24 protein-coding genes are annotated in these 22,891 nt (G+C 72.7%); 7 read left to right on the top strand and 17 right to left on the bottom strand.

All coding sequences use genetic code 11. The features are described from left to right. The first annotated feature begins 64 nt into the window (after window positions 1-64). Window positions 65-940: a MurR/RpiR family transcriptional regulator gene (locus tag LCN96_RS13885; RefSeq protein ID WP_225273021.1), complete on the top strand. Its 876-nt coding sequence runs from the start codon at window positions 65-67 to the stop codon at window positions 938-940. Here the strand turns inward: LCN96_RS13885 and LCN96_RS13880 are convergent, their stop codons facing one another. Next, on the bottom strand, window positions 941-1,651 hold the full coding sequence (locus LCN96_RS13880) for a thioesterase II family protein (RefSeq protein WP_225273020.1): 711 nt from the start codon (window positions 1,649-1,651) through the stop codon (window positions 941-943). Window positions 1,652-1,745: 94 nt separating this feature from the next. Here LCN96_RS13880 and LCN96_RS13875 point away from each other — a divergent pair, with 94 nt between their 5' ends. Together LCN96_RS13875 and LCN96_RS13870 are read left to right on the top strand one after the other, a co-directional pair. Continuing rightward, window positions 1,746-2,027, top strand: a complete 282-nt coding sequence (locus tag LCN96_RS13875; protein ID WP_225273019.1) for a hypothetical protein — start codon at window positions 1,746-1,748, stop codon at window positions 2,025-2,027. Window positions 2,028-2,046: 19 nt separating this feature from the next. Continuing rightward, window positions 2,047-2,625: a hypothetical protein gene (locus LCN96_RS13870; RefSeq protein WP_225273018.1), complete on the top strand. Its 579-nt coding sequence runs from the start codon at window positions 2,047-2,049 to the stop codon at window positions 2,623-2,625. Between the two features lie 10 nt (window positions 2,626-2,635). Here the strand turns inward: LCN96_RS13870 and LCN96_RS13865 are convergent, their stop codons facing one another. Genes LCN96_RS13865 through LCN96_RS13850 form a run of 4 tightly spaced genes read right to left on the bottom strand, consistent with a single transcriptional unit; the run spans window position 2,636 to window position 6,423 of the window. Continuing rightward, a complete protein-coding gene (locus LCN96_RS13865) occupies window positions 2,636-3,217 on the bottom strand; it encodes a TetR/AcrR family transcriptional regulator (protein WP_225273017.1) in 582 nt (193 codons plus the stop codon). Further along, the gene (locus LCN96_RS13860; RefSeq protein WP_225273016.1) at window positions 3,210-3,872 is read right to left on the bottom strand and encodes a GntR family transcriptional regulator; all 663 of its coding nucleotides are present in this window, start codon (window positions 3,870-3,872) and stop codon (window positions 3,210-3,212) included. Before LCN96_RS13860 ends, LCN96_RS13865 begins: the two co-directional genes overlap by 8 nt. Continuing rightward, window positions 3,869-4,993, bottom strand: a complete 1,125-nt coding sequence (locus LCN96_RS13855) for a CaiB/BaiF CoA transferase family protein (RefSeq protein WP_225273015.1) — start codon at window positions 4,991-4,993, stop codon at window positions 3,869-3,871. The genes LCN96_RS13860 and LCN96_RS13855 overlap by 4 nt, the downstream gene beginning before the upstream one ends. Beyond that, on the bottom strand, window positions 4,990-6,423 hold the full coding sequence (locus LCN96_RS13850) for an aldehyde dehydrogenase family protein (protein ID WP_225273014.1): 1,434 nt from the start codon (window positions 6,421-6,423) through the stop codon (window positions 4,990-4,992). Before LCN96_RS13850 ends, LCN96_RS13855 begins: the two co-directional genes overlap by 4 nt. A gap of 66 nt (window positions 6,424-6,489) precedes the next feature. Here LCN96_RS13850 and LCN96_RS13845 point away from each other — a divergent pair, with 66 nt between their 5' ends. Then, complete coding sequence (locus LCN96_RS13845; protein WP_225273013.1) at window positions 6,490-7,653, top strand: acyl-CoA dehydrogenase family protein; 1,164 nt, start codon at window positions 6,490-6,492, stop codon at window positions 7,651-7,653. A gap of 3 nt (window positions 7,654-7,656) precedes the next feature. On the opposite strand, the gene LCN96_RS13840 is transcribed toward LCN96_RS13845, so the two are convergent. Genes LCN96_RS13840 through LCN96_RS13800 form a run of 9 tightly spaced genes read right to left on the bottom strand, consistent with a single transcriptional unit; the run spans window position 7,657 to window position 17,292 of the window. Continuing rightward, window positions 7,657-8,721: a C45 family autoproteolytic acyltransferase/hydolase gene (locus LCN96_RS13840; RefSeq protein ID WP_225273012.1), complete on the bottom strand. Its 1,065-nt coding sequence runs from the start codon at window positions 8,719-8,721 to the stop codon at window positions 7,657-7,659. After that, on the bottom strand, window positions 8,718-9,302 hold the full coding sequence (locus tag LCN96_RS13835; protein WP_225273011.1) for an FMN-binding negative transcriptional regulator: 585 nt from the start codon (window positions 9,300-9,302) through the stop codon (window positions 8,718-8,720). Before LCN96_RS13835 ends, LCN96_RS13840 begins: the two co-directional genes overlap by 4 nt. A gap of 4 nt (window positions 9,303-9,306) precedes the next feature. Beyond that, on the bottom strand, window positions 9,307-10,287 hold the full coding sequence (locus LCN96_RS13830) for a P1 family peptidase (protein WP_225273010.1): 981 nt from the start codon (window positions 10,285-10,287) through the stop codon (window positions 9,307-9,309). Further along, the gene (locus tag LCN96_RS13825; RefSeq protein WP_225273009.1) at window positions 10,284-11,021 is read right to left on the bottom strand and encodes an ABC transporter ATP-binding protein; all 738 of its coding nucleotides are present in this window, start codon (window positions 11,019-11,021) and stop codon (window positions 10,284-10,286) included. The genes LCN96_RS13830 and LCN96_RS13825 overlap by 4 nt, the downstream gene beginning before the upstream one ends. Next, window positions 11,018-11,974 (bottom strand): ABC transporter ATP-binding protein, encoded by a 957-nt coding sequence (locus tag LCN96_RS13820; RefSeq protein ID WP_225273008.1) that lies wholly within the window; start codon window positions 11,972-11,974, stop codon window positions 11,018-11,020. Before LCN96_RS13820 ends, LCN96_RS13825 begins: the two co-directional genes overlap by 4 nt. Further along, the gene (locus LCN96_RS13815) at window positions 11,971-12,789 is read right to left on the bottom strand and encodes an ABC transporter permease (protein WP_225273007.1); all 819 of its coding nucleotides are present in this window, start codon (window positions 12,787-12,789) and stop codon (window positions 11,971-11,973) included. Before LCN96_RS13815 ends, LCN96_RS13820 begins: the two co-directional genes overlap by 4 nt. Beyond that, the gene (locus LCN96_RS13810; RefSeq protein WP_225273006.1) at window positions 12,786-13,754 is read right to left on the bottom strand and encodes an ABC transporter permease; all 969 of its coding nucleotides are present in this window, start codon (window positions 13,752-13,754) and stop codon (window positions 12,786-12,788) included. The genes LCN96_RS13815 and LCN96_RS13810 overlap by 4 nt, the downstream gene beginning before the upstream one ends. A gap of 2 nt (window positions 13,755-13,756) precedes the next feature. After that, window positions 13,757-15,373: an ABC transporter substrate-binding protein gene (locus LCN96_RS13805; protein ID WP_225273005.1), complete on the bottom strand. Its 1,617-nt coding sequence runs from the start codon at window positions 15,371-15,373 to the stop codon at window positions 13,757-13,759. A gap of 14 nt (window positions 15,374-15,387) precedes the next feature. Next, the gene (locus LCN96_RS13800; RefSeq protein WP_225273004.1) at window positions 15,388-17,292 is read right to left on the bottom strand and encodes a primary-amine oxidase; all 1,905 of its coding nucleotides are present in this window, start codon (window positions 17,290-17,292) and stop codon (window positions 15,388-15,390) included. Window positions 17,293-17,448: 156 nt separating this feature from the next. On the opposite strand from LCN96_RS13800, the gene LCN96_RS13795 reads away from it, so the two are divergent. Next, a complete protein-coding gene (locus tag LCN96_RS13795) occupies window positions 17,449-18,501 on the top strand; it encodes a LacI family DNA-binding transcriptional regulator (RefSeq protein ID WP_225273003.1) in 1,053 nt (350 codons plus the stop codon). Window positions 18,502-18,547: 46 nt separating this feature from the next. Here LCN96_RS13795 and LCN96_RS13790 read toward each other — a convergent pair whose 3' ends face one another. Continuing rightward, the gene (locus LCN96_RS13790; RefSeq protein ID WP_225273002.1) at window positions 18,548-19,807 is read right to left on the bottom strand and encodes an NAD(P)/FAD-dependent oxidoreductase; all 1,260 of its coding nucleotides are present in this window, start codon (window positions 19,805-19,807) and stop codon (window positions 18,548-18,550) included. A gap of 21 nt (window positions 19,808-19,828) precedes the next feature. Beyond that, on the bottom strand, window positions 19,829-20,206 hold the full coding sequence (locus LCN96_RS13785) for a hypothetical protein (protein ID WP_225273001.1): 378 nt from the start codon (window positions 20,204-20,206) through the stop codon (window positions 19,829-19,831). 162 nt (window positions 20,207-20,368) lie between these two features. On the opposite strand from LCN96_RS13785, the gene sigJ reads away from it, so the two are divergent. After that, on the top strand, window positions 20,369-21,274 hold the full coding sequence (gene sigJ, locus LCN96_RS13780; RefSeq protein WP_225273000.1) for an RNA polymerase sigma factor SigJ: 906 nt from the start codon (window positions 20,369-20,371) through the stop codon (window positions 21,272-21,274). A 66-nt stretch (window positions 21,275-21,340) separates the two neighbouring features. On the opposite strand, the gene LCN96_RS13775 is transcribed toward sigJ, so the two are convergent. Then, window positions 21,341-22,003 (bottom strand): lytic polysaccharide monooxygenase auxiliary activity family 9 protein, encoded by a 663-nt coding sequence (locus tag LCN96_RS13775; protein WP_225272999.1) that lies wholly within the window; start codon window positions 22,001-22,003, stop codon window positions 21,341-21,343. Window positions 22,004-22,305: 302 nt separating this feature from the next. Between LCN96_RS13775 and LCN96_RS13770 the strand changes: the two genes are divergently transcribed. Further along, a complete protein-coding gene (locus LCN96_RS13770; RefSeq protein WP_225272998.1) occupies window positions 22,306-22,881 on the top strand; it encodes a Uma2 family endonuclease in 576 nt (191 codons plus the stop codon). The last annotated feature ends 10 nt before the right edge of the window (window positions 22,882-22,891 follow it).

Below are 22,891 nucleotides of genomic sequence, written 5' to 3'. Positions count from 1 at the left end.
TCTTTGCAAGTTAGCTTTGTTGCGAGCGCGTAGCATGTCGGGGTCCGACTCGGAAAGGGATCACGTGACGGAGCGCGCGACCGACAGCTTCCAGGGCTGGCTGCGTGAGCGGATGCCGGTGCGCGGGCTGCGCGGCAAGTCGGCCGCCGTGCTGGAGGTGCTGCTCTCGCAGCCGCGCCGGGCCGCGTTCGGGTCGGCGGGAGAGCTGGCGCAGCTCGCGGGCGTCAACGTCGCCACCGTCACCCGTACGGCGCAGGCGCTCGGCTTCGCCGGCTGGCCCGCCCTGCAACAGGAGTTGCGCGCCCGCTACCTGTCCTCGCTCAGCGCCGGCCAGGTCGCGGCCGAGCACCGAGGCACCGGCTCGCCCAGCTCCCGCTCGCTGCGCCGCGACCTCGACAGCCTGGCCCAGCTCAACCGGCGCCTGGACGAGGGCGTGCTGCTCACGATCGCCGAGGCCATCGCGGCGGCCCGCCGCACGGTGATCGTCGCCGACGGCAGCTACGCGGCGGTCGGGATCGCGCTGGCCCACAACGCCCGCCTGGCCGGCTACCCGGTGCAGGCCATCACGGGCGGCGACGCGGAGCTGGCGAACGTGATGGCCGCGATCGGCGAGGGTGACGTGCTGATCGCGATCAGCTTCTGGCGGCTGTACGAGAGCACGGTGCTGGCCGCCAACGAGGCGCGCTCGCGCGGGGTCCGCGTGTTCGCCGTGACGGACGCGGCCAGCCCGGCCCTGGCCGCCGCGGCGGAAGAGGTCGTGATGGTGCCCGCGGAGGGCGAGGCGTTCTTCCCCTCGCTGACGGCCGGCATCGCCGTGGCCCAGGCGCTGGTCACCCAGCTCGCCGCCGTGGACCCGGCGCGTACGGGGGCCTCGATCGAGGCGGCGGAGGCGATGTGGGCCAGGTTCGGCCTGCTCCACCGCCGCCCCAGCGCCCCCTGACTAGCGGCTCACGGCCCCGACGACGAGGTCGATCACCTCGGCCGGGCGCTCGGCCAGGTAGAAGTGGCCGCCGGGCAGGACGTGCAGCTCGAAACGGCCACGGGTCAGCTCGGCCCAGTCGCCGGCGTTCGAGGGGTCCACCTCGGGGTCGCTGTCGCCGATGACGGCCGTGATGGGGCAGTCCAGCGGCTCGGCGGGCCGGTGGCGGTAGCTCTCGGCCAGGTGGTAGTCGGCGCGCACGATCGGCAGGATGTAGGCGCGCACCTCCGGGTCGTCCAGCAGCTCGGGCTGGGTGCCGCCGAGGCGGCGCAGCTCGGCGGCCAGGTCGTCCTCGGTGCCCAGGTGCACCCGGCCGGGGCGGGGCACGTGCGCGGCCCGGCGGCCGGAGACGATCAGATGGGCGGGTCGCACGCGCAGCGCCGTCTCGTACGCGAGCACCGCGCCCATGCTGTGCCCGAACAGCACGGCCGGGCGGTCGAGCAGCGGGCGCATGGCCTCGGCGATCTGGTCGGCCAGCACGTGCGCGTCGGCCACGGGCGCCTCGCGCATGCGGTCGGCGCGGCCGGGATACTGCACGGCACGCACCTCCACGCCCGGCGGGACCGCCCGGTGCCACTCGCGGTAGGCGGCCGCGGCGCCGCCTGCGTGCGGGAAGCAGAAGAGCCGCAGGGCGGCGTCCGGGCGGGGGTCGAGCGTGTGGAACCAGGTCATACGATCTCCTCGGCGGCCGACGACTCCCGCCATAGTGGCCCAGACCGGTCAGCTCGCGCATCACGAGGAAGCTCGTTCCCGGCGGCGGGCGTGCGTGGACGGCACCATCGACCGCAACGCGAGCGCCACGTACGCCGGCTGCACCCCCGACCTGGCGGCGGCCGTCAGCCTGGGTCACCCGGAGAAGGGCTATGCGCATCCGCTGACGGACGTCACCATCGGGGGGAAGCGCTACGCGGAGGTCGAGGGCACCACCATCCCCGGCCCCGTCTGGAAGGAGTCCATGAAGGCCGCCCTGGAGGGCACCGAGGGCACGTCCTTCACCCCGCCCGACACCGCCCGGTTCGGCGGGTGCAGGCAGGCCTGCGCCGGCTGACCGCGAGCCAGGAGGTCCGATGAGACCTGTGGATCGTGCCGAGTACCTGGGGTACACGCCCGACACAGAGAGCCGCCGCCTGATCGCGCACGGCCTGCCCAAGGAGTTGCCGGAGACGCTCGGCGGCCGGCACCGCTTCACCCCGCTCTCCCTGTACGTCGGCGACCGCCTGGCGGCCACGGCCTTCGCCCGGCTCGACGGGGTGGGGTCGTTCTGGCTGGACGTGTGGCTGCTGTCCCTCAAGCGCGGCGGCCGGTGGATCCTGCGCACGGGCGGCACCGCCGCGGCCGATCCGGCCGACGAGAACGTGCTGCGCCCGCGCCCGGGCTGCGCCGCGCTCAGCGGGTACGCCCATGCCGGGGAGAGCGTGCGCTACAACGCCAGCCCGGTGCCGTGGCTGCGCCGGCCCTACCGGTGGGTCGGCTACGGGATCGTGCGGCTGTCGGCCGAGGTGGGCGTGGTGCGGCTCGGGGAGCAGGACATCATGGTCCCGGAGCACGGCCTGCAGGCGCTGGCGTGGCGGGCGGGCCGCGAGGACGCGGCGGCGGGCCTGCTCGGCCACCGCGGCGAACATCTGTCAGCCCTGGCGCTGCCCTGACCGACCGCGATCAGCGCGTGAGGCGGGCGAGGTGGTGGTCCACGGCCGCCGCCGCGGCCTCCGGCGGGTAGTACCCCAGCAGGGCCGCCTGCCCCACCCCCTGCGCCACCCCGAACAGCACCTTCGCCTCCTCGTCGGGATCGAGGTCGGCCGCCACCCGCCCCGCCGCCTGCGCCGCCCTGAGCTGGCCGGCGAAGAACCCCAGGACGTGCGGCACCCCCGTACGGAACAGCTCGGCCAGGTCGTCGGCGACGGCCGCCCTGGCCAGGAACGCCAGCCCGATGCGCGCCTCGAAGCGCCGGGTCTCGTCCAGCGGCAGCATCTCCAGCATCGCCGCCCGCACCAGCCGCAGCGGGTCACTCTCGCCGGTGGCGGCCACCCGCACCGAGATCCGCGCGTTGAGCTGCTGCAGCGCCACCGCGAGCATCTCCTCCTTGGTGGCGAAGTAGTGCTGCACCGCCCCCATGGAGATGCCGGCCTCGGCGGCGACCTCGCGCAGGCTGACGCTGTCGAGGCCCTTGGCGTCGATGATCCGGTGCACGGCGTCGGCGATCAGCAGCCGCCGCGCCTGGTGATCGACGAGCTTAGGCATCCAGGAGCGGCTCCAGCTCGGCGACCGCGCGGTCGCGGTGGACGTTGAGCGTGCTCACGGCCTCGTCGGCGGAGCGGCGGCGCAGCGCGTCGAGGGCGGCGCGGTGCTCCTTGACCACCCGCTCCCTGTTGCCCGCGTCGCCGTAGTACATCGACCGGTAGGCGTCGGTCGTGTCCCACAACGTGCGGATCAGGCGGGCCAGGCGCGGCATCGCCGCGCAGTCGAACAGCGTCATGTGGAACGTGCGGTTCGCCGTCGCCATGGCGGCCACGTCGCCCGCCGCGGCGGCCCGCTCGACCTCCTCCTGCGCCGCCTCGATCCGGCCGAGATCGGCGTCGGTGAGCCGGGCCACCGCCGCGCGCACGGCCTCCTCCTCCAGCAGCTCGCGGATGCGGTAGACCTCGCGCAGGTCGTCGAGGGACAGCATGGCGACGCAGTAGCCCTTGTGCGGCTTGTAGGTGACCAGCCCCTCGGCTTCGAGCGTCTTCAGCGCCTCGCGCAGCGGCACCCGGCTGACCTGCAGCTCCTCGGCCAGCGCGTCCTGCCTGATGGGGGTGCCGGGGCGCAGGCGGCCGGTGGTGATGGCACGGCGCAGCTCGCCCAGCACGAACTGCTGGGCGGTCGGCGGTCTGCGTCGCGCCTCGTCCGGACTCACCGGTCCAATATCTCACGAAGCCATGCGTCGTCCTGCCCGAGCGCGGGCGGGGGCCGGTGGTAGGCGGGCGGGGTGGCGCTGAGCCGGATGGGGTTGGCGACCTGGCCGGCGCCGCCCAGCTCGACGGCGGGCTCCAGGCCCAGCTCCCCGGCCAGGGCGAAGGCGGCGGCCAGGTCGTTGATCGGCCCGCACGGCACCCCGGCCGCCGTGAGCCGCTCGAACCACTCGTCCGCCGTGCGCCCGGCGAGGGCCGCGTTCAGCTCCGCGACCAGCGGCTCGCGGGCGCCGACCCGCTGGGCGTTGGTGGCGTAGCGGGGGTCGCCGGCCAGGTCCGGCCGCTCCAGGGCCGCGCACAGCGCCTGGAACTGGCGGTCGTTGCCGGCCGCGATGACGATCGGACGGTCGGCGGCCTGGAACACCTCGTACGGCACGATGCTCGGATGCCGGTTGCCCATGGCCTGCGGCACGACCCCGGCGGCGGCGTAGGCGGAGGCGTGGTTGGTGAGCGCCGACAGCAGGGACGACAGCAGCGAGACCTCGATCCGCTGCCCCTCACCGCCACCGTCGCGGTGACGCAGGGCGGCCATGATGCCCAGGGCGGCGTGCAGGCCGGTGATCACGTCCACCAGCGCGACGCCCGCCTTGGTGCCGGGCCCGTCCGGCTCGCCGGTGACGCTCATCAGCCCGCCGACCGCCTGCGCGATCAGGTCGTAGCCGGGCAGCCCGGCCCCCGCTCCCGACCCGAAGCCGGTGATCGAGCAGTACACCAGCCCGGGGTTCAGCGCACGCAGCGCCTCGTAGCCCAGGCCGAGCCGGTCCATCGTGCCCGGCTTGAAGTTCTCCACGAGCACGTCGGCGCGCGCCGCGAGGGCCCGCGCCACCTCCGCGTCGGCCCGCAGGTCCAGCGCGATCGAGCGCTTGTTGCGGTTCACGCCGAGGAAGTACGTGGCCTCCCCCGAGGAGGCGTACGGCGGCCCCCACGCGCGGGTGTCGTCCCCGGTGCCGGGCCGCTCGACCTTGACCACCTCGGCCCCCAGGTCGGCCAGCAACATCGTGCAGTAGGGCCCGGCCAGCACCCGGCTGAAGTCGGCCACCAGCAGCCCGGAGAGCGCTCCGCTCACGCCGGCGCCCCGAGGTAGACGGTGACCGTGCGGGTGTAGAACTCCCTGGCCGCCCGTCCCTGCTCCTTGGGCCCGAAGCCGCTCTGCTTGGCGCCGCCGAACGGTACGTACGGGAACGTCCCCGCCGACTCGGAGTTGACGTGCAGCACGCCCACCTCCAGCCGGTCCACCGCCGACAGCGCCACCCCCAGGTCCCGGGTGAACAGGGCCGCCGACAGGCCGTGCTCGCTGAGGTTGGCCAGCGCGATCGCCTCCTGCGTGCTCGACGCCCGCACGGCGCCCACCACGGGCCCGAACAGCTCGGTCCGCCAGAAGTCCACCCCGGTCCCCGGCAGGTCGAGCACGGTCGGCGAGACGAACCAGCCCTCGCGCTCCAGCGGCGCGGCGCCGGCCAGCGGCTTGGCCCCCTCGTCCACGGCCAGCCGGACCCCGGCCGCCACGCGGTCCCGCGCGGCCGAGCTGACCAGCGGGCCCATCTCCACCTCCGGCGACAGCGGGTCGCCCACGACGAGCCTGGAAGCCCGCTCGGCCACCCGCTCTAGCAGCTCGTCGGCCACCTGGGAGGCGACGATGAGCCGCGAGGTGGCCGTGCACTTCTGCCCGGTGGACCGGAACGCGCCCAGGCAGACCTGCTCGGCGGCGTGGTCGAGGTCGGCGTCGGCCAGGACGACGGAGGCGTTCTTGCCGCCCATCTCGGTCTGCACCGGTTTGCCCAGCTCGCCGCAGCGGGCGATGACGGCCCGCCCGACGGCCGTGGACCCGGTGAACGACACCGCGTCCACGCCCTGGTGGTCGACGACGGCCGAGCCCACCTCGCCCTCGCCGTACACGAGGTTGAGCACCCCGTCGGGCAGCCCGGCCTCGGTCAGCGCCCGCGCCAGCCGGTAGGCCAGCAGCGGCACCAGCGAGGACGGCTTCCACACCACGGTGTTGCCGTACGTCAGCGCGGGGCCGAGCTTCCAGGCCGGGATGGCGATCGGGAAGTTGAACGGGGTGATCAGCCCGGCGACGCCGATCGGCTTGCGCACGACCAGCACGCTCTCGCCGGGGCGCGGGGAGGCGAAGACCTCGCCGCTCTCCCTGTCGGCCTCGCTGGCGTAGTACCGCAGGATGCGGGCCGCGCCCCTGACCTCGGCGACCGCCTCGGCGAGCGTCTTGCCCTCCTCGCGGGCCAGCTCCGCGCCCCACTCCTCGGCGCTCGCGTCCACGAGGTCGGCCGCCCCGGTCAGCACGGCGGCACGCGCGTGGTGCGGCGTCGCGGCCCAGCCGGGCGCGGCCTCGCGGGCCGCGACGATCGCCCGCTCCACCTCGCGCGCCGAGGCGAACCGCCCGCGCGCCACGACCTCGGCGGGCCGCGCGGGATTGGTGTCGGCGAACTCCTCGCCCTCCCCCTCGACCCAGTGACCACCGATGAGATTCAGAACGTCCATGGTCAACGCACCCTAACTGTGCCATATTGGATTTTCAATATTGGATCCAAAATACGGAGACCGCCGATGATCGCACCCACCGCCCTGTTCGCCCTGGACACGCTGCTGACCGAGGAGGAACGCGAGATCAGGAGCACGGTCAGGCGCGTGTGCGACCGGGAGATCCGGCCGCACATCGCCGGCTGGTTCGAGGCCGGCGAGCTGCCCGCCCGCGAGCTGGCCCGCACGCTCGGCTCGGTCGGCGTGCTCGGCATGCACCTCGACGGCTACGGCTGCGCCGGGATGGGCGCGGTCTCGTACGGCCTGGCCTGCCTGGAGCTGGAGGCCGCCGACTCCGGCCTGCGCAGCCTGGTCTCGGTGCAGGGCTCGCTGGCCATGTACGCGATCTGGAAGTACGGCAGCGAGGAGCAGAAGCAGGAGTGGCTGCCCGCGATGGCGGCCGGCGAGCGCATCGGCTGCTTCGGCCTGACCGAGCCCGACTTCGGCTCCGACCCGGGCGGCATGCGCACCACGGCCAGGCGCGAGGGCGGCGACTGGGTGCTGAACGGCACCAAGTTGTGGATCACCAACGGCTCGGTGTCGGACGTGGCGGTGGTCTGGGCGCGTACGGACGAGGGCATCAGGGGCTTCCTGGTCCCGGCCGGCACGCCCGGCTTCACCGTCAACGACGTCAAGCACAAGATCTCCCTGCGCGCGAGCGTGACCAGCGAGCTGGTGCTCGACGGCGTGCGCCTGCCGGCCGAGGCCGTGCTGCCCGGCGCGAAGGGCCTGTCCGGGCCGCTCGGCTGCCTGAACGAGGCCAGATTCGGGATCGTGTTCGGGGCGATGGGGGCGGCGCTGGACTGCCTGGAGACGGCCATCGCGTACGCGGGCGAGCGCGAGGTGTTCGCCCGGCCGCTGTCGTCCTACCAGCTCACCCAGGAGAAGCTCGCGGACATGGCGCTGGAGCTGGGCAAGGGCCTGCTGCTGGCCGTGCACCTGGGCCGGCTGAAGGAGGCCGGCACGCTCACCCCCGAGCAGGTGAGCCTGGGCAAGCTGAACAACGTGCGCGAGGCCCTGGAGATCGCCAGGAAGTGCCGCACGCTGCTCGGCGCGAGCGGCATCACCCTGGAGTACCCGGTGATCAGGCACTCCGTGAACCTGGAGTCGGTGCTGACCTACGAGGGGACCTCCGAGATCCACTCGCTGGTCATCGGCAAGGCGCTGACCGGCATCCCCGCGTTCAAGTGACACTCAGCAGGTCTGCCAGGTCGCCTCGGTGACCTGGCAGGGCCCGCCCTGGTGCACCCGTAGCCGCCCGGCCGGCAGGTCGAGCCCGATCGTCGCGACGGTCTCCCAGCGCTGGTTGATCGGCTGGGAGAGGTCGGGGTGGGCGCAGACGGGCGCGCCGTCGGGCTCGTGGCTGAGCATGGCCAGCGCCCGGCCGTTCAGGTCGGCGTCGCTCAGGCCCGCGACGTGCTCCTCCAGGTGCCGCATCCGGCGGTAGGTGCCAGGCCGCTCGGTGGCGTGCCGCTCCCCCGCCGCCAGGCCGGTGTCGAGGAAGTGGTTGCAGTGCAGCAGGACGCCGTCGGGGCCCGGCGGGACGACGGCCACGCCGGCCGGAGAGATCTCGATGGAGGCGGCCGACGACTCGGTGACCACCGTGATGACCGTGGAGGCCGAGACCCGGGCCGAGCGGGCGAGGTCGGCCGCCTCCTCCACCGAGGACGCCTCGTCGAGGATGCGGCGGGCGATCAGGTGCACGGGCACGCCCAGGTCGGCGCTGTCGGCGGCGTGGCGCAGGATGTTGAAGTGCACGCCCAGGCCCGCCGAGGTGACCCCGATCTTGGCCAGCGTGCCCGCCTCGGTGAACGTGCGCACCACGCGGCCCGAGCCCAGCTCGTACTCCCACAGCACCGGCGCGTCGCGCAGGTGGTCGTGCCAGTCCCAGGTCTGCACCGTGCGGGGCGGGCCGTCCGGCGGCAGCACCACGGAGGTCGAGCACTCGCCGTGCCCCACCATGTCGATGGCGGCCAGGATCTCGGTGCGGGCGTTGACCACGGCCACCTGCCACGGCTCCAGCCCCGCGCCCGCCGCGATGCCGGCGATCTCCTCCGCCAGCGGCGGCGCCCAGCCGGCACTGGCCTCCAGCGCCCGCTCCCCCCACGCGCGCACCTGCCCGCCGGTGGCGCCGGCGACCGTGAACAGGTCGGTGTAGCCGGCGAGGTTGGCCGCCACCTGCTTGCGCAGGTGCGTGCCGAGCTCCTTGCCACGGGCGCGGGGGTCGGTCTGGCTGGACGTGAACGTGGGAAATGTCATGACCTGTCCATCAACTCGGCGAGCCTCGGGTTCTCGGCGGCGGCGGAGGCGCGGACACGGGCGTACCGCTCGGCGTCGATGTCCTGGCTCAGCTTGAACACGCTCTGCTGCGTACGAACATGTACGCGAAAGGCCACTACCCCGGGCAGCAGCGCGCGGAACCTCTCCCGGGAGGCGGGCGTCGGCTCCCACGACGGCGAGCGCAGCGACTCGGCCGCCGCCACGGTGGCCTCCACCACCTCCAGCGCGTCGTCCAGCAGCTCCACCCGGCCGGTCACGTGCACGGCCGCGTAGTCCCAGGTCGGGACGGCGGGGTCGGTGCCGTACACGGTGGGCGAGACGTAACCGTGCGGCCCGGAGAAGACGACGAGCACCTCAGGCCCCGAGGCGAACGAGCGCCAGTGCGGGTTGGCCCTGGCCATGTGCCCGACCAGCGTCCCCTCCTCGCCCAGCAGGACGGGCGTGTGCGTGGCCACGGGCACGCCGTCCACCGTGCTGACGACCAGGGCGAACGGGTTCTCCCTGATCAGGTCGGCCTCGTGGGCGGGGTCCCCGGCCGCGTACCGCGGAGCTGTCCACATGCCGCTACTCCGCCGCGCTCAGGATGGCGTCCCAGGCGACCTCGGAGGCCAGCGTGCCCAGGCCCGTGGGCTTCACGCCGGCCGGCTCCACCTCGTCGGTCGTCATCGCGAACATCGTGTCGCCGTCGGTCAGCGTGTGGAACGGCTGGATGCCCCGGTGCATCGAGCTGTGCACCTGGCGGCCCACCTGCAGCAGCTCGACGTCCGTCAGCCGCACGTTGGTGACCATCACGGTCAGCGTCGTGTTGCCCATGACGGCCGGCGCCTCGGTCAGCTCGGCGTAGTCGGCGCTCGGGTGGCGGCGCTCGCCCAGCTCGGCGTGGTAGTTGCCGCGCACGACCCGGCCCTGCCTGTCGATCACCGCGCCCACGGAGTTGACCACGGTCGCGACCAGCACCTTGATCTCGCCGAACGTGCCGAACGCGGCGCCCTGCCCGGCGAACTCGGCCCGGCCGAAGTCCACCTTGCCCGCGCTCGCCGTGCGCCCCGCGCCGCACCGGCCCACGGGGAACTCGCCCTCCTTCGCCCACCGCACCGCGGCCCTGCCCAGCTCGGCGTCGGGGTAGACGGCGGTGTCGCGGCAGGAGAAGTCGTAGATCACCGCCCCGGACACCAGTTGCAGCTCGTCCCACTTGGTGAGGTTGTTCCGCTGGGAGAGCAGCTCGTCGCTGACCCCCGCCGCCGCGGCCAGCCCGTACACCGAGCCGCCCGCCAGGCAGATGGCGTGGTTGTAGTCGTAGCCGCCGCTCATGCCGACCGCGCCGCCGCGCGCGTCCACGGCCGTGCGGGCGCCCTTCGGCAGGTGGATCACGGTGCAGCCGGTGGGGCCCTCGCCGTACTCGGCGGTGCCCACGCGCACGCCGGGCAGGTCGAACGCGACCGAGCCGCGCCCCGGGCTGGGCTGCGGGGTCAGCGGCAGGTCCGCGTTGCGGGGGACGCCGGGTGCGAACGCCGAGGGCGTCGCGAGCCGGTGCTCGGTGGTCATAGGGCCTCCAGCAGTTGCTTCGAGTACTCGTGGGCGGGCGCGGTGTAGAAGGTGCGGGTCTCGGCCGTCTCGACGACCTCGCCCTTGCGCATGACGGCGATGCGGTCGGCGACGTAGCGGACCGCGCCGAGGTCGTGCGAGATGAACAGGGCGCTGAAGCCGTACTCCGCCTGCAGGTCCTTGATCAGGTTGAGGATCTGTACCTGTACGGAGACGTCCAGCGCGCTGACGGCCTCGTCGAAGACGATGAAGCCCGGCCTGGTGACCAGGGCACGGGCGATCGAGACGCGCTGGCGCTGGCCGCCGGACAGCTCGTGCGGGTACCGGTCGGCGAAGCCCGCGCTCAGGCCGACGTGCTCCAGCATCTCGGTGACGGCGCCCGGGTCCGTACGGCCCAGCACGTCCAGCGGCTCGGCCACGCTCTGGCCGACGCGCATGCGCGGGTTCAGCGACCAGTGCGGGTGCTGGAGCACGGCCTGCATGCGGCCGGCCAGCTCGCGCCGCCGCTTCGGGAACGGGCGGCCGCCGAACCTGACCGTGCCGGACGTGGGTCGTCGCAGGCCGAGCGCGACCCGGCTGGTGGTCGTCTTGCCCGAGCCGGACTCGCCGACCAGGCCGAGCGTCTCGCCTTCGGCGACCTGGAGCGAGACGTGCCGCATGGCGTCGAGGTGGATGCGGCGGAGCGGGGGGCCGGCGGCGAAGGTGACGGTGACGTCGTCGAGTTCGAGGATCACGCCGTCACCTCCTCCTGCTGCATGAGCCCGTCCTGCAGATCAGCCGCTCTGTGGCAGAGCACGTCCTGCTCGCGGATGCGCACCGGCACCGGGCGCTCGTGCTCGCACCGCTCCTCGGCGAACGCGCAGCGCGGCGCGAAGGCGCAGCCCGGCGACGGGCCGGTGAGCACGGGCGGGCGGCCGGGCACCGGCTCCAGCCGCACCCCGTGCGCGGCGGCGGCGGGCGCCGACCCGGCCAGCGCCGCCGTGTAGGGATGGGCGGGATCGCCGAGCACCTCACGGGCCGGCCCGCTCTCGACCACGCGCCCGCCGTACATGACCGCCACCCGGTCGCAGCGCCGGGCCACGGCGGGCAGGTCGTGGCTGAGCCACAGGATGCTCGTGCCCGCCTCGGCGGCCAGCGAGAAGATCACGTTCGACACCTCCTCGCGCACCTGGCTGTCCAGCGCGGCGGTCGGCTCGTCGGCGACGAGCAGCTCGGGGGCGGTGGCCATGGCCATCGCGATGGCCACCCGCTGGGCCATGCCGCCGGAGAGCTGGTGCGGGTAGGCGCGCAGCACGCGCGGGTCGTCGAGCCTGACCCGGCCCAGGTGGAAGCGCACGTCGCCGCCGCGCCCGAGCACCAGGCGGAGCTGGTGGCCGACGCGCATGGTCGGGTCGAGGGAGCCGATCGGGTCCTGGAAGACGAACCCGAGGTGCTTCCTGCGCAGGTGCCGCAGCCTGGCGTCCGGCAGGTCGAACACCGGCTCGCCGGCCACCGTCACCTCCCCCTCGGTGCGCCGCGCCGCGCTGGACAGCAGCCGGCCGACGGCGGAGCCGAGCGTGGACTTGCCCGAGCCGCTCTCGCCCACCAGCCCGACCGTCTCGCCCTGCGCCACCTCCAGGTCGGCGCCGTCGAGCGCGCGGGTGCGGGCGTAGTCGATCACCAGGTTCCGTACGGAGAGCAGGCTCATGTCAGTGACCTCGTCTCTCTGGGTTCGAGCCGGTCGCGCAGCCCGTCGCCGACCACGTTGATGGCCAGGATCGCGGCCACCAGCACCACGCCGGGGCCGAGGATCAGCCAGGGCGCGGCGATCATGTACGTGCCGCCCTGCTGGATGAGCACCCCGAGCGAGGCCTGCGGCGGCTGCACCCCGAAGCCGAGGAAGCTCAGCCCGCCCTCGACCGCGATGCCGACCGACAGCGCATAGGTGCCCTGCACGGCGATCGTGCCCGCCACGTTCGGCAGCACGTGCCGGACGAGCACGCGCGGCAGCCGGGCGCCGCTGATGACGGCGGAGGTGACGTAGTCGCGCTGCGAGACGGCCACGGCGGCGCCGCGCACCAGCCGGGTCATCAGCGGGATCGTCACCAGCACGATGCTGGCCAGCGCCGCCGTCTGCCCGGGGCCGAGCACGGCCGCGACCAGGATGGCCAGCACGATGGCGGGGAAGGAGTAGAGCACTTCCACCAGGCGCATCACCAGCTCGTTCAGGTAACCGCCACGGTATCCGGCGAGGACGCCGAACGCCGCGCTCAGCACCGCCGTGACCAGCACGGCGATGGACGAGAGCAGCAGGGTCGTGCCGACGCCCTCCATCACCCGGGGCAGCACCGAGCGGCCCAGGTTGTCGGTGCCCAGCCACCAGCCGGGGCCCGGGGGCTGCAGGCGCGGGCCGACGATGGCGTCCGGGTCTCCCCCGGCACCGATCAGCGACCCCAGCGCGAACAGCACGAGCACGGCCAGGCAGACCAGCCCGCCGATGGACAGCCGGTCCAGCTTCCTCATGAGCGCCTCCCCGCCATGACTCCCAGCCGGGGGTCGATGGCGCCGACGAGCAGGTCGATCAGCACGTTCATGACGATGAACACCCCGGCGGCCAGCAGCACCCCGGCCTGCACGACCGCGTAGTCGCGGCGGCCGACGGCCTGCACGATGTAGGAGCCGACGCCCGGCAGGTTGAACACGTGCTCCACGATGAGCGCGCCGCCCAGCAGGTACGCGGTGGTCGTGCCGATCAGGGTGACCACGGGGGTGGCGGCGTTGCGCAGGATGTGGTGCCTGACGATGAACCACGGCGACTCGCCGCGCCCGACGGCGGCCGTCACGTACGGCTCGACCAGCACGCCCATGACCGCGTCGCGGGTGGTCCTGGCGGTCACCGAGATGGAGAAGACGGACAGGACGGCCGCCGGCAGGATCATCGTGGCCAGGTTCGCGGCCGGATCCTGGGTGAGCGGCGTCCAGGCGCCGACCTCCAGTCCGAGCGCGTACCGGGAGAAGACGAACACCACGAGGCTGCCCAGCACGAACTCGGGCACGCTGACGCCCAGGCCGCTGACCAGCCGGCCCACCGCGCCGCCACCCGTGGGGCGGGCGCGGACGGCGGTCAGCACGCCCAGCGGCACCCCGAGCAGCACGCTCGCGGCCACCGCCAGCACGGTCAGCTCGGCCGTCACCGGCAGGCGGGCCAGCAGCTCCGCGCCCACCGGCTGGCGGCTGATCATGGAGACGCCGAAGTCGCCGCCGGCCACGGCGCCCAGCCAGTGCCCGTACTGCATGAAGACCGGCTGGTCCAGCCCGTAGCGGGCGGCCAGCTCCGCCTTCTGCCCGGCGGTGGCGAACGGCCCGAGCACGGTCTCCGCGAAGCCGCCCGGCATCAGGCGCACGGCGGCGAAGATCAGCACGGAGACGCCCAGGAGCGTGGCGGCCGAGCTGAGCGCCCGGCCGGACCACCACATCAGCAGCCGCATGGTTACCGGGTCTTCTTCACGCGGGCGTCGGCGACCAGGCGCAGCACGTTGCCGTAGCCCTCGGTGGCGTACAGGCTCGGGCTGAGCTGGTCGCCCCGGTAGGCGACCGTGGCCGGGCGGGTGACCAGCGGGATCATCTGCGCGTCCGCGTCCGCCCTGGCGCAGACGCCGGCCAGCGCCTCGGCCCTGTCCTGCGGCTGTTTGTTGGCCGCGTCGATCAGCTTGCTCAGCTCGGGGTCCGGCTTCATGAAGCCGGCGTTGAAGCCGGCCGTCTCCGGGTTCCACCACTTGGTGACCATGCCGGGGTCGGCGTAGCCGGCGAACCAGGACAGGGCGGCGTCGAACTCGGCGGGCGCCTTGCCGTATACCTTGCCCGACCAGCTCGCCTCGTCCATCTGCTCGATCTTGACGGTGATGCCGGCCTGCTGCAGGTTCTGCTGGATGACCTGGGCGACGGCGGGGGCGGGCTCGGTGTTGAAGATGGTCAGCGTGAACGACAGGTTCTGCGCCCCCGCCTCGGCCAGCAGCTGCTTGGCCTCGTCCAGGCTCTTGGAAGCCGACGGCAGCGCGGCCGGGTCGCAGGCGCCCGGCAGGCCGGCCGGGGTGATCGCGGTCGGCTTGCCCTTGCCGCCGAGCGCCACCTCGGCGATCTGCTTGGCGTCGAGGGCGATGTTGATCGCCTGGCGCACCTTGGGGTCGGCGAGCTTGGAGCCCGGCTTGAGGCTGTTGAGCATCAGGTAGTAGAAGTCCGTGGTGGCCTGGGTGACGGCCTTGACGTCCTTCGCGCCCGCCAGCATGGTCTCGGAGTCCACGTTGCCCAGGGTGGCCAGCGCGGCGCTGCCGTTCTGCAGGGCCGCGATGCGGGCGGCCTCCTCGGGGGCGATCGTGATGTTGAGGGTGTCGGCGGCGGGCTTGCCCTGGTTCCAGTACTTGTCGTTGCGCTTGAACGTCCACGAGACGTCCTGGCGGTGGTTCTCGACCACGTACGGGCCGGTGCCGAGCAGCGTGGTGGCCAGGTCGACCGACTTGTCGTCGATCTCCTTCATCGGCAGGATCGCGGCGGGCACGTTGGCCAGGGCCGCCAGGAACGGCGTGTACGGCTCCTTCAGCGTGACCTTGACCCGGTCGTCGCCGTCCTTGACGACCTCGCCGACCGGGCCGAGCTGGCCTGCCCACACGCCCTTGGAGGCCAGCAGCCGCTTGAGGCTGCCCACCACGTCGTCGGCCGTCATCGCCCTGCCGTTGGAGAACCTGACGCCCTCGCGCAGGTGGAAGACGTACGTCCGGTCGTCGGGGGTGTCCCACTTCTCGGCGAGCAGCGGCTGGACGCTGAAGTCCGGGCCCACCGTGACGAGTGTCTCGTACGACAGCGACAGGAGCTGCCAGGTGGTGGCCACGTCGGCGAGCTGCGGGTCGTACCCGGTGGCTGCGCCGCTGTCGATGTGCACCTGAAGGTTGAGCGCGCCGCCTTCGGCGAGGGCCTCGTCGGCGACGGCGAGATAGCCGGGGGCCGCGGTCTCCTGCGGGGCGGCCGTCGGGGTGGTGGTCGTTCCGGTGGCGGCGCAGGCCGTTGCCAGCAGGGCTGCCGCGACACCGCAGGCCAGGCGTATGGGACGCATGGGCCTCTTCTCCTCTAGTGGCAGGACGAGCGTGGGGAGGCGCTCGGCGGGACGTCGAGCGTGGGGTTCCGGTCGAAGAAGCCGACCGGCTTGAGTACGAACCCGCAGGTGTCGACCGGCATGATCGGCCAGTCCTCGGTGCGGGGGAAGTGCGTCAGGCCGAACGTGTGCCACAGCACGATGTCCTGCCCGTCGAGGTCGCGGTCGGCCCTGGTGTAGGCGGGCAGGCCCGCGCCGCCGGGATGCTGGTTGACCAGGTCGCCGGCGGGATAGCGCTCCGCGGGGTGGTAGCGGGTGACCCACAGGTGGCTGGTCGCGAACTCGGCCCTGCGGTGGATGCTGGATCCCTCGGCGGCCATCAGGGTGGGCCTGCCCTCGGCGTGCAGCGCGTAGCCGACGGGGCGGCCCAGGCGATTGCGCACCTCGGGGTTAACGACGTGCCAGGTGCGCTCCGCCTTCAGGTCGGCGTCGCGCCTGGCCTCCCGTTCGGTACGCAGCCGGGTGACGGCGCGGCCGAACGCGTTGCCGTACTGGCTGGCCAGCGGCCTGGCCTCGACCTCGTCCACGGCGTTGGCCACGCCGTCCACGGTCATGTCGAGCCTGGCGCTGAACAGGTGCTGGTGGTACGGCGCCGCCAGCCCGGGGGCGACCTCCGACGCGTACGGGGCGGCCCGGTCGTCGTAGGCGCCGGTGAAGACGATGCCGGTGGCCTTGACCTCCAGCTCGATGGTGCCGTCGAGGTAGAGGTACCAGTAGAAGCCGTAGTCGTAGTTGCCGACGGTCACGAAGAAGGAGATGACCAGGCGCCGCTGCCTGCGGGTCTCCCTGGAGCCGTTGGCGGGGTCGGTGTGCTTCCACAGCACGCCGTAGTCCTCCTCGTGCATGCAGATGGCGTTCTTGATCACCTTGGGCATCCCGGCTCCGTCGGTGACGACGGCGTCGAAGTAGGTGATCTCGCCCAGGCAGTCGCAGCCGAGTTCGAGGGAGTTGGCGAGCTTGCCGAGCTGGTACTCGCCGGTGTCGAAGTAGTTCTGCCAGAAGCGGATCGGGCTCGGGTCGCCGTACGGGACGACCATCTCGGCCACCGACGCCCGGTAGACGATCGGCCTGGTGCGGCCGTCGTCCTCGAAGCCGATGCGGTGCAGGGTGAGGCCCTCGCGCATGTCGTAGCCGAGGCGCAGGCTCCACTTCTCCCAGGTGACGAGCGGGCCGTCGACCGTGAAGCTGGGGCCCTCCGGCTGGGTGATGTGGATGGGCTTCTGCGTGGTGCGGTGCTCGACGTCGGTGTAGTCGCCGCTCTCCTGCGGGATGGGCTGGGGGCCGGTGTCCACGATCTCCAGCACCTCGCCCTTGACCAGGTCCACGTAGGCGACCAGGCCGTCCACGGGGTGCGCCCACGGGAGGCTCTCCGGGGTCGGCATCAGGTGCGCCAGCACCCTGGCGACCCGCCTGCCCTCCTCCTCGGGCAGCGCGAAGTGGCCGGCGCTGAGTGCGGCGAGGTAGACCCGCGCGGGGTCGTCGATGCCGCGCCCGGCCAGGGCCTTGGCCCAGCCGGGATGCTCGCGGAGCACCCTGCGGACCAGGGCGTGCTCCTCGTCCAGCATCGGCACCTGGCCGTCGGTCAGGGGGTCGATCGGGGTGCTGGTCTCGACCTTGCCGTCGGTGATCGACACGATCACGTCCTGCGCGGCCTCGGTGGCCAGGTCCAGCAGGAGCGCGCGGGCCTTGCGGGCCGGACGGGCGGCGCCGCCCTCGTACGCCAGCACCTGGTCCTTCGGCGGCTCCTCCAGCCCGAGATAGGCCACCCGGACCGGGTCGGCCAGCCGGCCCTCCGCCCTGAGAACCCTTCTGACCTCGTCGATTTCCTGCGCGGCGAGCGGGTCGAGAGGGTGGGGATGCTTCCCGGTGGACAGGTGCAACGTTCGGCCCCTTTCTGATGCCGGAACGTTCCGGCAAGTTTTGCGCTAACTTAACGGCGACCAACGAAGGGCACAAGACCTGGAGCCCAGCCGAAACACATCGTTTACGGGACACGGGCTCGAAGAAGGGCGTGAATGGGCCACTACCATCGAGGCGTGCAAGCAGACGAGCCGGTCACGATCCTCACCGTCGCCCGCGAGGCGGGGGTGTCCAAGACGACGGCCTCCGACGCGTTGCGCGGCTCAGGACGAGTGTCCGAGCGCACGCGCGAGACCGTGGTGGCGGTGGCCGAACGGCTCGGCTACGTGCCCAACGGCTCGGCCCGCCACCTGCGCAAGGCCAGCACCGGCACGATCGGGCTGCACGTGCCCGAGGTGCTGACCCGCTCGGCGTACTACATGTCGTTCGTCTTCGGCGTGGTGGAGCAGGCGGCGCGGCACGACTACGACGTCACGCTGATCACCGCGGGGCAGCGCCGCGCCCGGCCGCCGCGCGTGGACGGGCTGGTGCTCGGCGACCCGCTCGGCGGGGATCCCGTGGTGGAGAGCCTGATGGCGACCGGGCTGCCGGCGGTCACGTGCGAGCGGTTCCCGGGGGCGCGGCAGGCCGACGGGGTGGTGTGGTCGGAGCACGCGCTGATGCTCGCGCGGCTGCTCGACCACCTGCGCTCGGCCGGGTCGGTGCGGCCGGGGCTCATCGTGGCGGGCGACGAGAGCGACTGGGCGGCCAGCGTGCACCGGGGGTACCAGGAGTGGTGCGGCCGGAACGGGGTGCCGCCGTTGGTGCGGCGGGTGTCGTTCGACGCGACGGGCGAGGAGGTGCGCGCCGCCGCCCGCGCCCTGCTGGGGACGGGCGGCGGCACGCCCCGGACGGCCGGTGACGCGCTCTCGGCGGGCGGCGGCACGCTCGGGGCGCGCGATGGGCTGCCGATGGACGCGTTGGTGTGTGCTCCGGCCGGGGCCGCGACCGAGGTGGCGCCGCTGCTGCGGGAGGCGGGCGGCGGGGTGCTGCTCGCCTCGTGCGTGGACAGCGCCGCCACCCGGATGGCCGACCCGCCCATCACCGCGATCGACCTGCGCCCGCGCGAGGCGGGGGCGAGCTGCGCGGAGCTGCTGTTCGAGCTGCTGTCGGGCGCGGCCCAGCCGGGGACGGAGCGGGTGCACCCCATCGAGCTGGAGATCCGCGCCTCGACCACCCCGCGTCCGTAGGCGGAGCCGGGCATCAGCGGCACCACGCCCGTGGAGGAGCCGGGGGTCAGCGGGACCCTGCCACCTCACCGTTGAGGACGGGCCGCACAGGTCGGGGGTCGCCCTTCACCCAGACGACCGAGCCCGGCTTGCGGGCCTCGCGGCGGATCCTGGCCACCGCGAGCCGGCAGGTCGCCTCCTTGATCGCGGCCCCCGCGCGACCGCTGATATAGACGTTGATCGCCGTGTCGTCCTTGCGGGCGAACTGCCGGACGCCGGCACGCCGCCCGATGCTCACGCACGCCCCCGAGAAGCCCAGGGTGAGCGTCGCCGGCTCGGTCCCCTCGATCCGGCTCAGCACGGTGTTGGCGGCCTGCGCCCCGAGCGGCCCCGCGGCGTAGCAGCTCATCCGCAGCGCCCGCCCGGACGGCGCGGCGGCGTCCCCTGCCGCGACGATGCGCTCGTCGTCGATGCTGGTCAGCGTCTCGTCGGTGAGCAGCCGGCCGAGCCCGTCGGTACGCAGCCCGCTCGCCACCGCGAGCTGCGGCACCCCGAAACCGGCCGCCCAGATGGTCAGCGCGCTCGCCCGCGGCCGGCCGCCGTCGAGGACGCCCCCGCCCGGATCACCGCCGGGAGCACCCGCGTCCGCGCCACCGTGGCGAGCGCCCGCGCCCGGATCACGATCGAGGACGACGGCGTCCGTCCGGACCTCGCGCACCTCAGCTCCCTCGATCACCTCCACCCCGTGCCGGGCCAGCCAGCCGGCCAGGTACCGGCGGCTCCCGGTGCTGAAGGTCGGCGCCAGGCTCCGCCCGCACACCAGCGTGACCCGGCGCCCCTGCTCGGCCAGCTCGGCGGCCGTCTCGATGCCGGTCAGCCCGCCGCCCACCACGGTGACCCGGGCGTCGAGGGCCAGGTCCGCCAGCCTGGCGCGCAGCCGCCGCGCGGGCTCGTACTCGGCGATGTCGTAGGCGAACTCGGCCGCACCGGGCACCGCGGACGGCGTCGCTCCCACGCTGCCGACCGCGTAGATCACGTAGTCGTAGTCCAGCGCGCGGCCCGACTCCAGCCGTACCACGCGGGCTGCGGTGTCGATGCGCGCGGCGCTGTCCACCACCAGCTCGACGCCCTCACCGAGCAGCGTGCCGTAGTCGATCGCGGCCTCGCCGGTGCCGGCCGCGTACTGGTGCAGCCTGATGCGGTCCACGAACTCCGGGCGCGCGTTGACCAGCGTGATGTGCATGTCGGAGCGCATCCGCAGGTGGTTGGCCGCGAGCGTGCCCGCGTAGCCACCGCCGATGACGACGACCTTGTGAACTCTGGACATGATGCGGGTTCCCTTCTCACATCACGGGGTCTTGAGCACGCGGCTGAGCTGAAGCAGACTCATGCCGAACATCAGCACGCCCAAGGGGATGTGCAGCGTCGTGAGGTGTGCGATGCCCAGCGCGACCTGCGCCGACGTGGCCGCCAGGAACCCGGCGGCGTACAGGATGGCCTGCGGCGAACCGCCTCCCGGCCGCCACGCCAGGACTGCGGCGGCCACGTGCACCAGGGCCACCACGAACACGGTGTAGGCCGCGGCGCTGTGCAGCACGTGCCCGTTGGGCGTGGTCAGCAGCAACCCGGCGGTGACCGGGGCGGCGAAGACGGCGAGGGTCTGCAGGGCGATCGCGACCCGCAGGAACGTGCGGTTGCCCGGCTTGATCGTCGTAGGTGTGGACATGAGATGGTCTGCTCTTCTCCGGCTCGCGCCTTGGTACCGGTGTCTCCGCAACCTCCGACAAGGCTGCGGCCGGCAATGTGAGGTGGGGGCCGGCCTCACAGTTCGCCGCGCCGTCCGGTCGAATAGGTGAACCCGGACCTCACCAAGGGAGTCAGCGACACGATGGGCACGCGAACCGAGCCGGCCGACGATCCCACGCTGAGCGCGATCATGAGCGAGCGGCGGCACCTGATCAACCTCGGCTACCGCCTGCTCGGCTCACTCGCCGACGCCGAGGACGTCGTCCAGGAGACCTACGCGCGCTGGTACGCGATGTCCCGCGAGGAGCAGGAGGCCATCGAGTCGCCGGGCGCCTGGCTGACGAAGGTGGCCGGCCGCCTCTGCCTGAACGTGCTCTCCTCGGCCCGGGTCCGGCGCGAGACCTACGTCGGCGAGTGGATCCCCGAGCCGCTCCCCGACCTGCCGCAGGGCGCGAACGGCGACCCCGCCGACCGGGTGACCCTCGACGAGTCGGTCAACATGGCCTTCCTCGTCGTGCTGGAGTCGATGACCCCGGCCGAGCGCGTGGCGTTCATCCTGCACGACGTCTTCCGCTACCCCTTCGCCGAGGTCGCCGAGATCGTCGGCCGCAGCCCGGCGGCCTGCCGCCAGCTCGCCACCTCGGCCCGCCGCCGCATCCGCGACGCGCAGGCGCCCACGGTCAGGCAGGCCCGGCAGTCCGACATCGTGCGGGACTTCAAGCGGGCCTGGGAGGCCAAGGACATCAACGCCCTCCTCGCGCTCCTCGACCCGGGCGCCACGGTGGTCGCCGACGGCGGCGGCGCCGTCAGCACCCTGATCCGGCCGGTGGAGGGCGCCGAGCAGATCGTCCGCGGGTTCACCAGGCTCGCCGGCGTGCTGGGGGACGTGACCATCCTGGAGCGGACGGTCAACGGGCTGCCCGGCCTGATCGTCCAGCGCGAGGGCGTCACCGTGACGGTGTGCGCGTTCGAGATCGCGGACGATCGCATCAAGCGCATCTGGGCCGTCCGCAACCCCGACAAGCTCCGTCTGTGGACCACGTCCTGACAGGACCGGACGACCCCGCCGGGCAGGTGCCGGGCGGGGTCGTGGGCGGGGTCGTGGGCGGGGCGGCTAGCTGAAGTTGACGTCGCTGCAGAAGTAGTACGTCTGGTCCATGTGCGAGGCCTTCCACACCGTGAAGACCACGTGCCGGCCGGTGCGCGAGCCCTTGCTCAGCCCCGTGATCGGGTAGGTGTTGGCGGGCGCGTACCTGGGCGTGGTGCGGACCAGCTCCAGGTGGTTCCAGCCGAGCGGCGTGGTCAGGGCGTCGTACCCCTGGCGGGTGATGTAGACCAGGATGTAGTCGGCGCCGTGGTAGGCCTGGTCGGTCAGGCGGATGTCGAACGTGCTGCCGAGGTTCGTCGTCTTCCAGGCGCCGGGGTTGTCCATGGAGCGGTAGCGGCCGTCCTGGGTGCGGCCGGCGCTGCAGAGCTGGCCGTTGGGGATGACGCCCTGGTGGTTGCCGCCGACGCCGTCACGGTAGAGGCCGTTCCAGTTCCACATGGCGTTGGTGTTGTCCTGCCACGCCTGCCAGCACATCGGGTCCGACTGCTGCATGGTGGGGTTCTGGAAGTCGCTGCCCCAGCGCAGCCAGCAACCGTAGTTGCGGGAGGCCGGGTCGACGACCGAGCCGTGCGCCGAGGCGGTGCCGGTCAGCGGGACGGTGAAGATCATCGCCAGGGACATCAGCAGGATCAGGGCGCGCTTGGCCCGGCGGGGTGCTACGTGGGGCATGTGCGGTCTCCGTGTTCCGGTCGGGGTTCCGGTGGTGGGGAGCGCTCCCGGTGGGGGACGGTATCTGACCGTTTCGGCGGGGCCAAGTGAGGAGTGGCTGTCAGCGGGCGGTACGGGCGGGCGAGGGGGCGGTGAACAGCGGAAAGGGCTTTCCGTGGATGATTCACAGAGTTGAAAGTTTCAGCCTGCCGAGTGCCATGTCGGTTATGTGATGGCGCGGAAACTCAAAGTCACGGAATTCGGGGAAGTAGCATGTGGGCGAGGGCGAGGGCGAGGCTCCCGATACTGAGTGGGTGACAACGATGGCAACGATCGAACCGCACAGGACGGACCCGTTTCTGCCAAGCGGCCGACCGTTCACGATCGACGATCTGCTCGAGCTCCCTGACGACGGGAATCGATACGAGCTCTTCAACGGGAGCCTACTGGTGGGCCCTGCCCCCACTCGCGTGCACCAGCGCGTCATCTACCGGCTGCAGCGTCTTCTCGATGACGCGCTGCCGCCTGAAATGGAGCCTGTGCAGACCGTCAACATGCTGGTGAGCAAGAAGGATTACTACATTCCCGACCTCGTCATCCTGCCCAAGGATCTGCCGGACAGCGATGGTCTCATGTTCTCCCCGAAGGACATGCTGCTCGCGGTGGAGGTGGGCAGTCCGAGCACGAAGTTGCGTGACGAGGACGTCAAGGTCAAGGCGTATGCGAAGGCGGGCATCCCCTTCTACTGGCGAGTCGAGCCGGACGAAGGCCCGACCCTGTACGTCTACGAGCTCAACGGCGACACCTACGGCCCACCGACCGCCTACAAGGCCGGCACCCAGACGACCCTGTCGAAGCCGTTCCCCCTCGCCCTCGACCCCGCCCAACTCCTCGAATAACCCTGGACCC

Origin of the sequence: Nonomuraea gerenzanensis (assembly GCF_020215645.1) — a bacterium.
Lineage (GTDB): Bacteria > Actinomycetota > Actinomycetes > Streptosporangiales > Streptosporangiaceae > Nonomuraea > Nonomuraea gerenzanensis.
The sequence above is the reverse complement of the archived record's forward strand: the minus strand, read 5'-3'. Positions and strand labels throughout refer to the sequence as shown.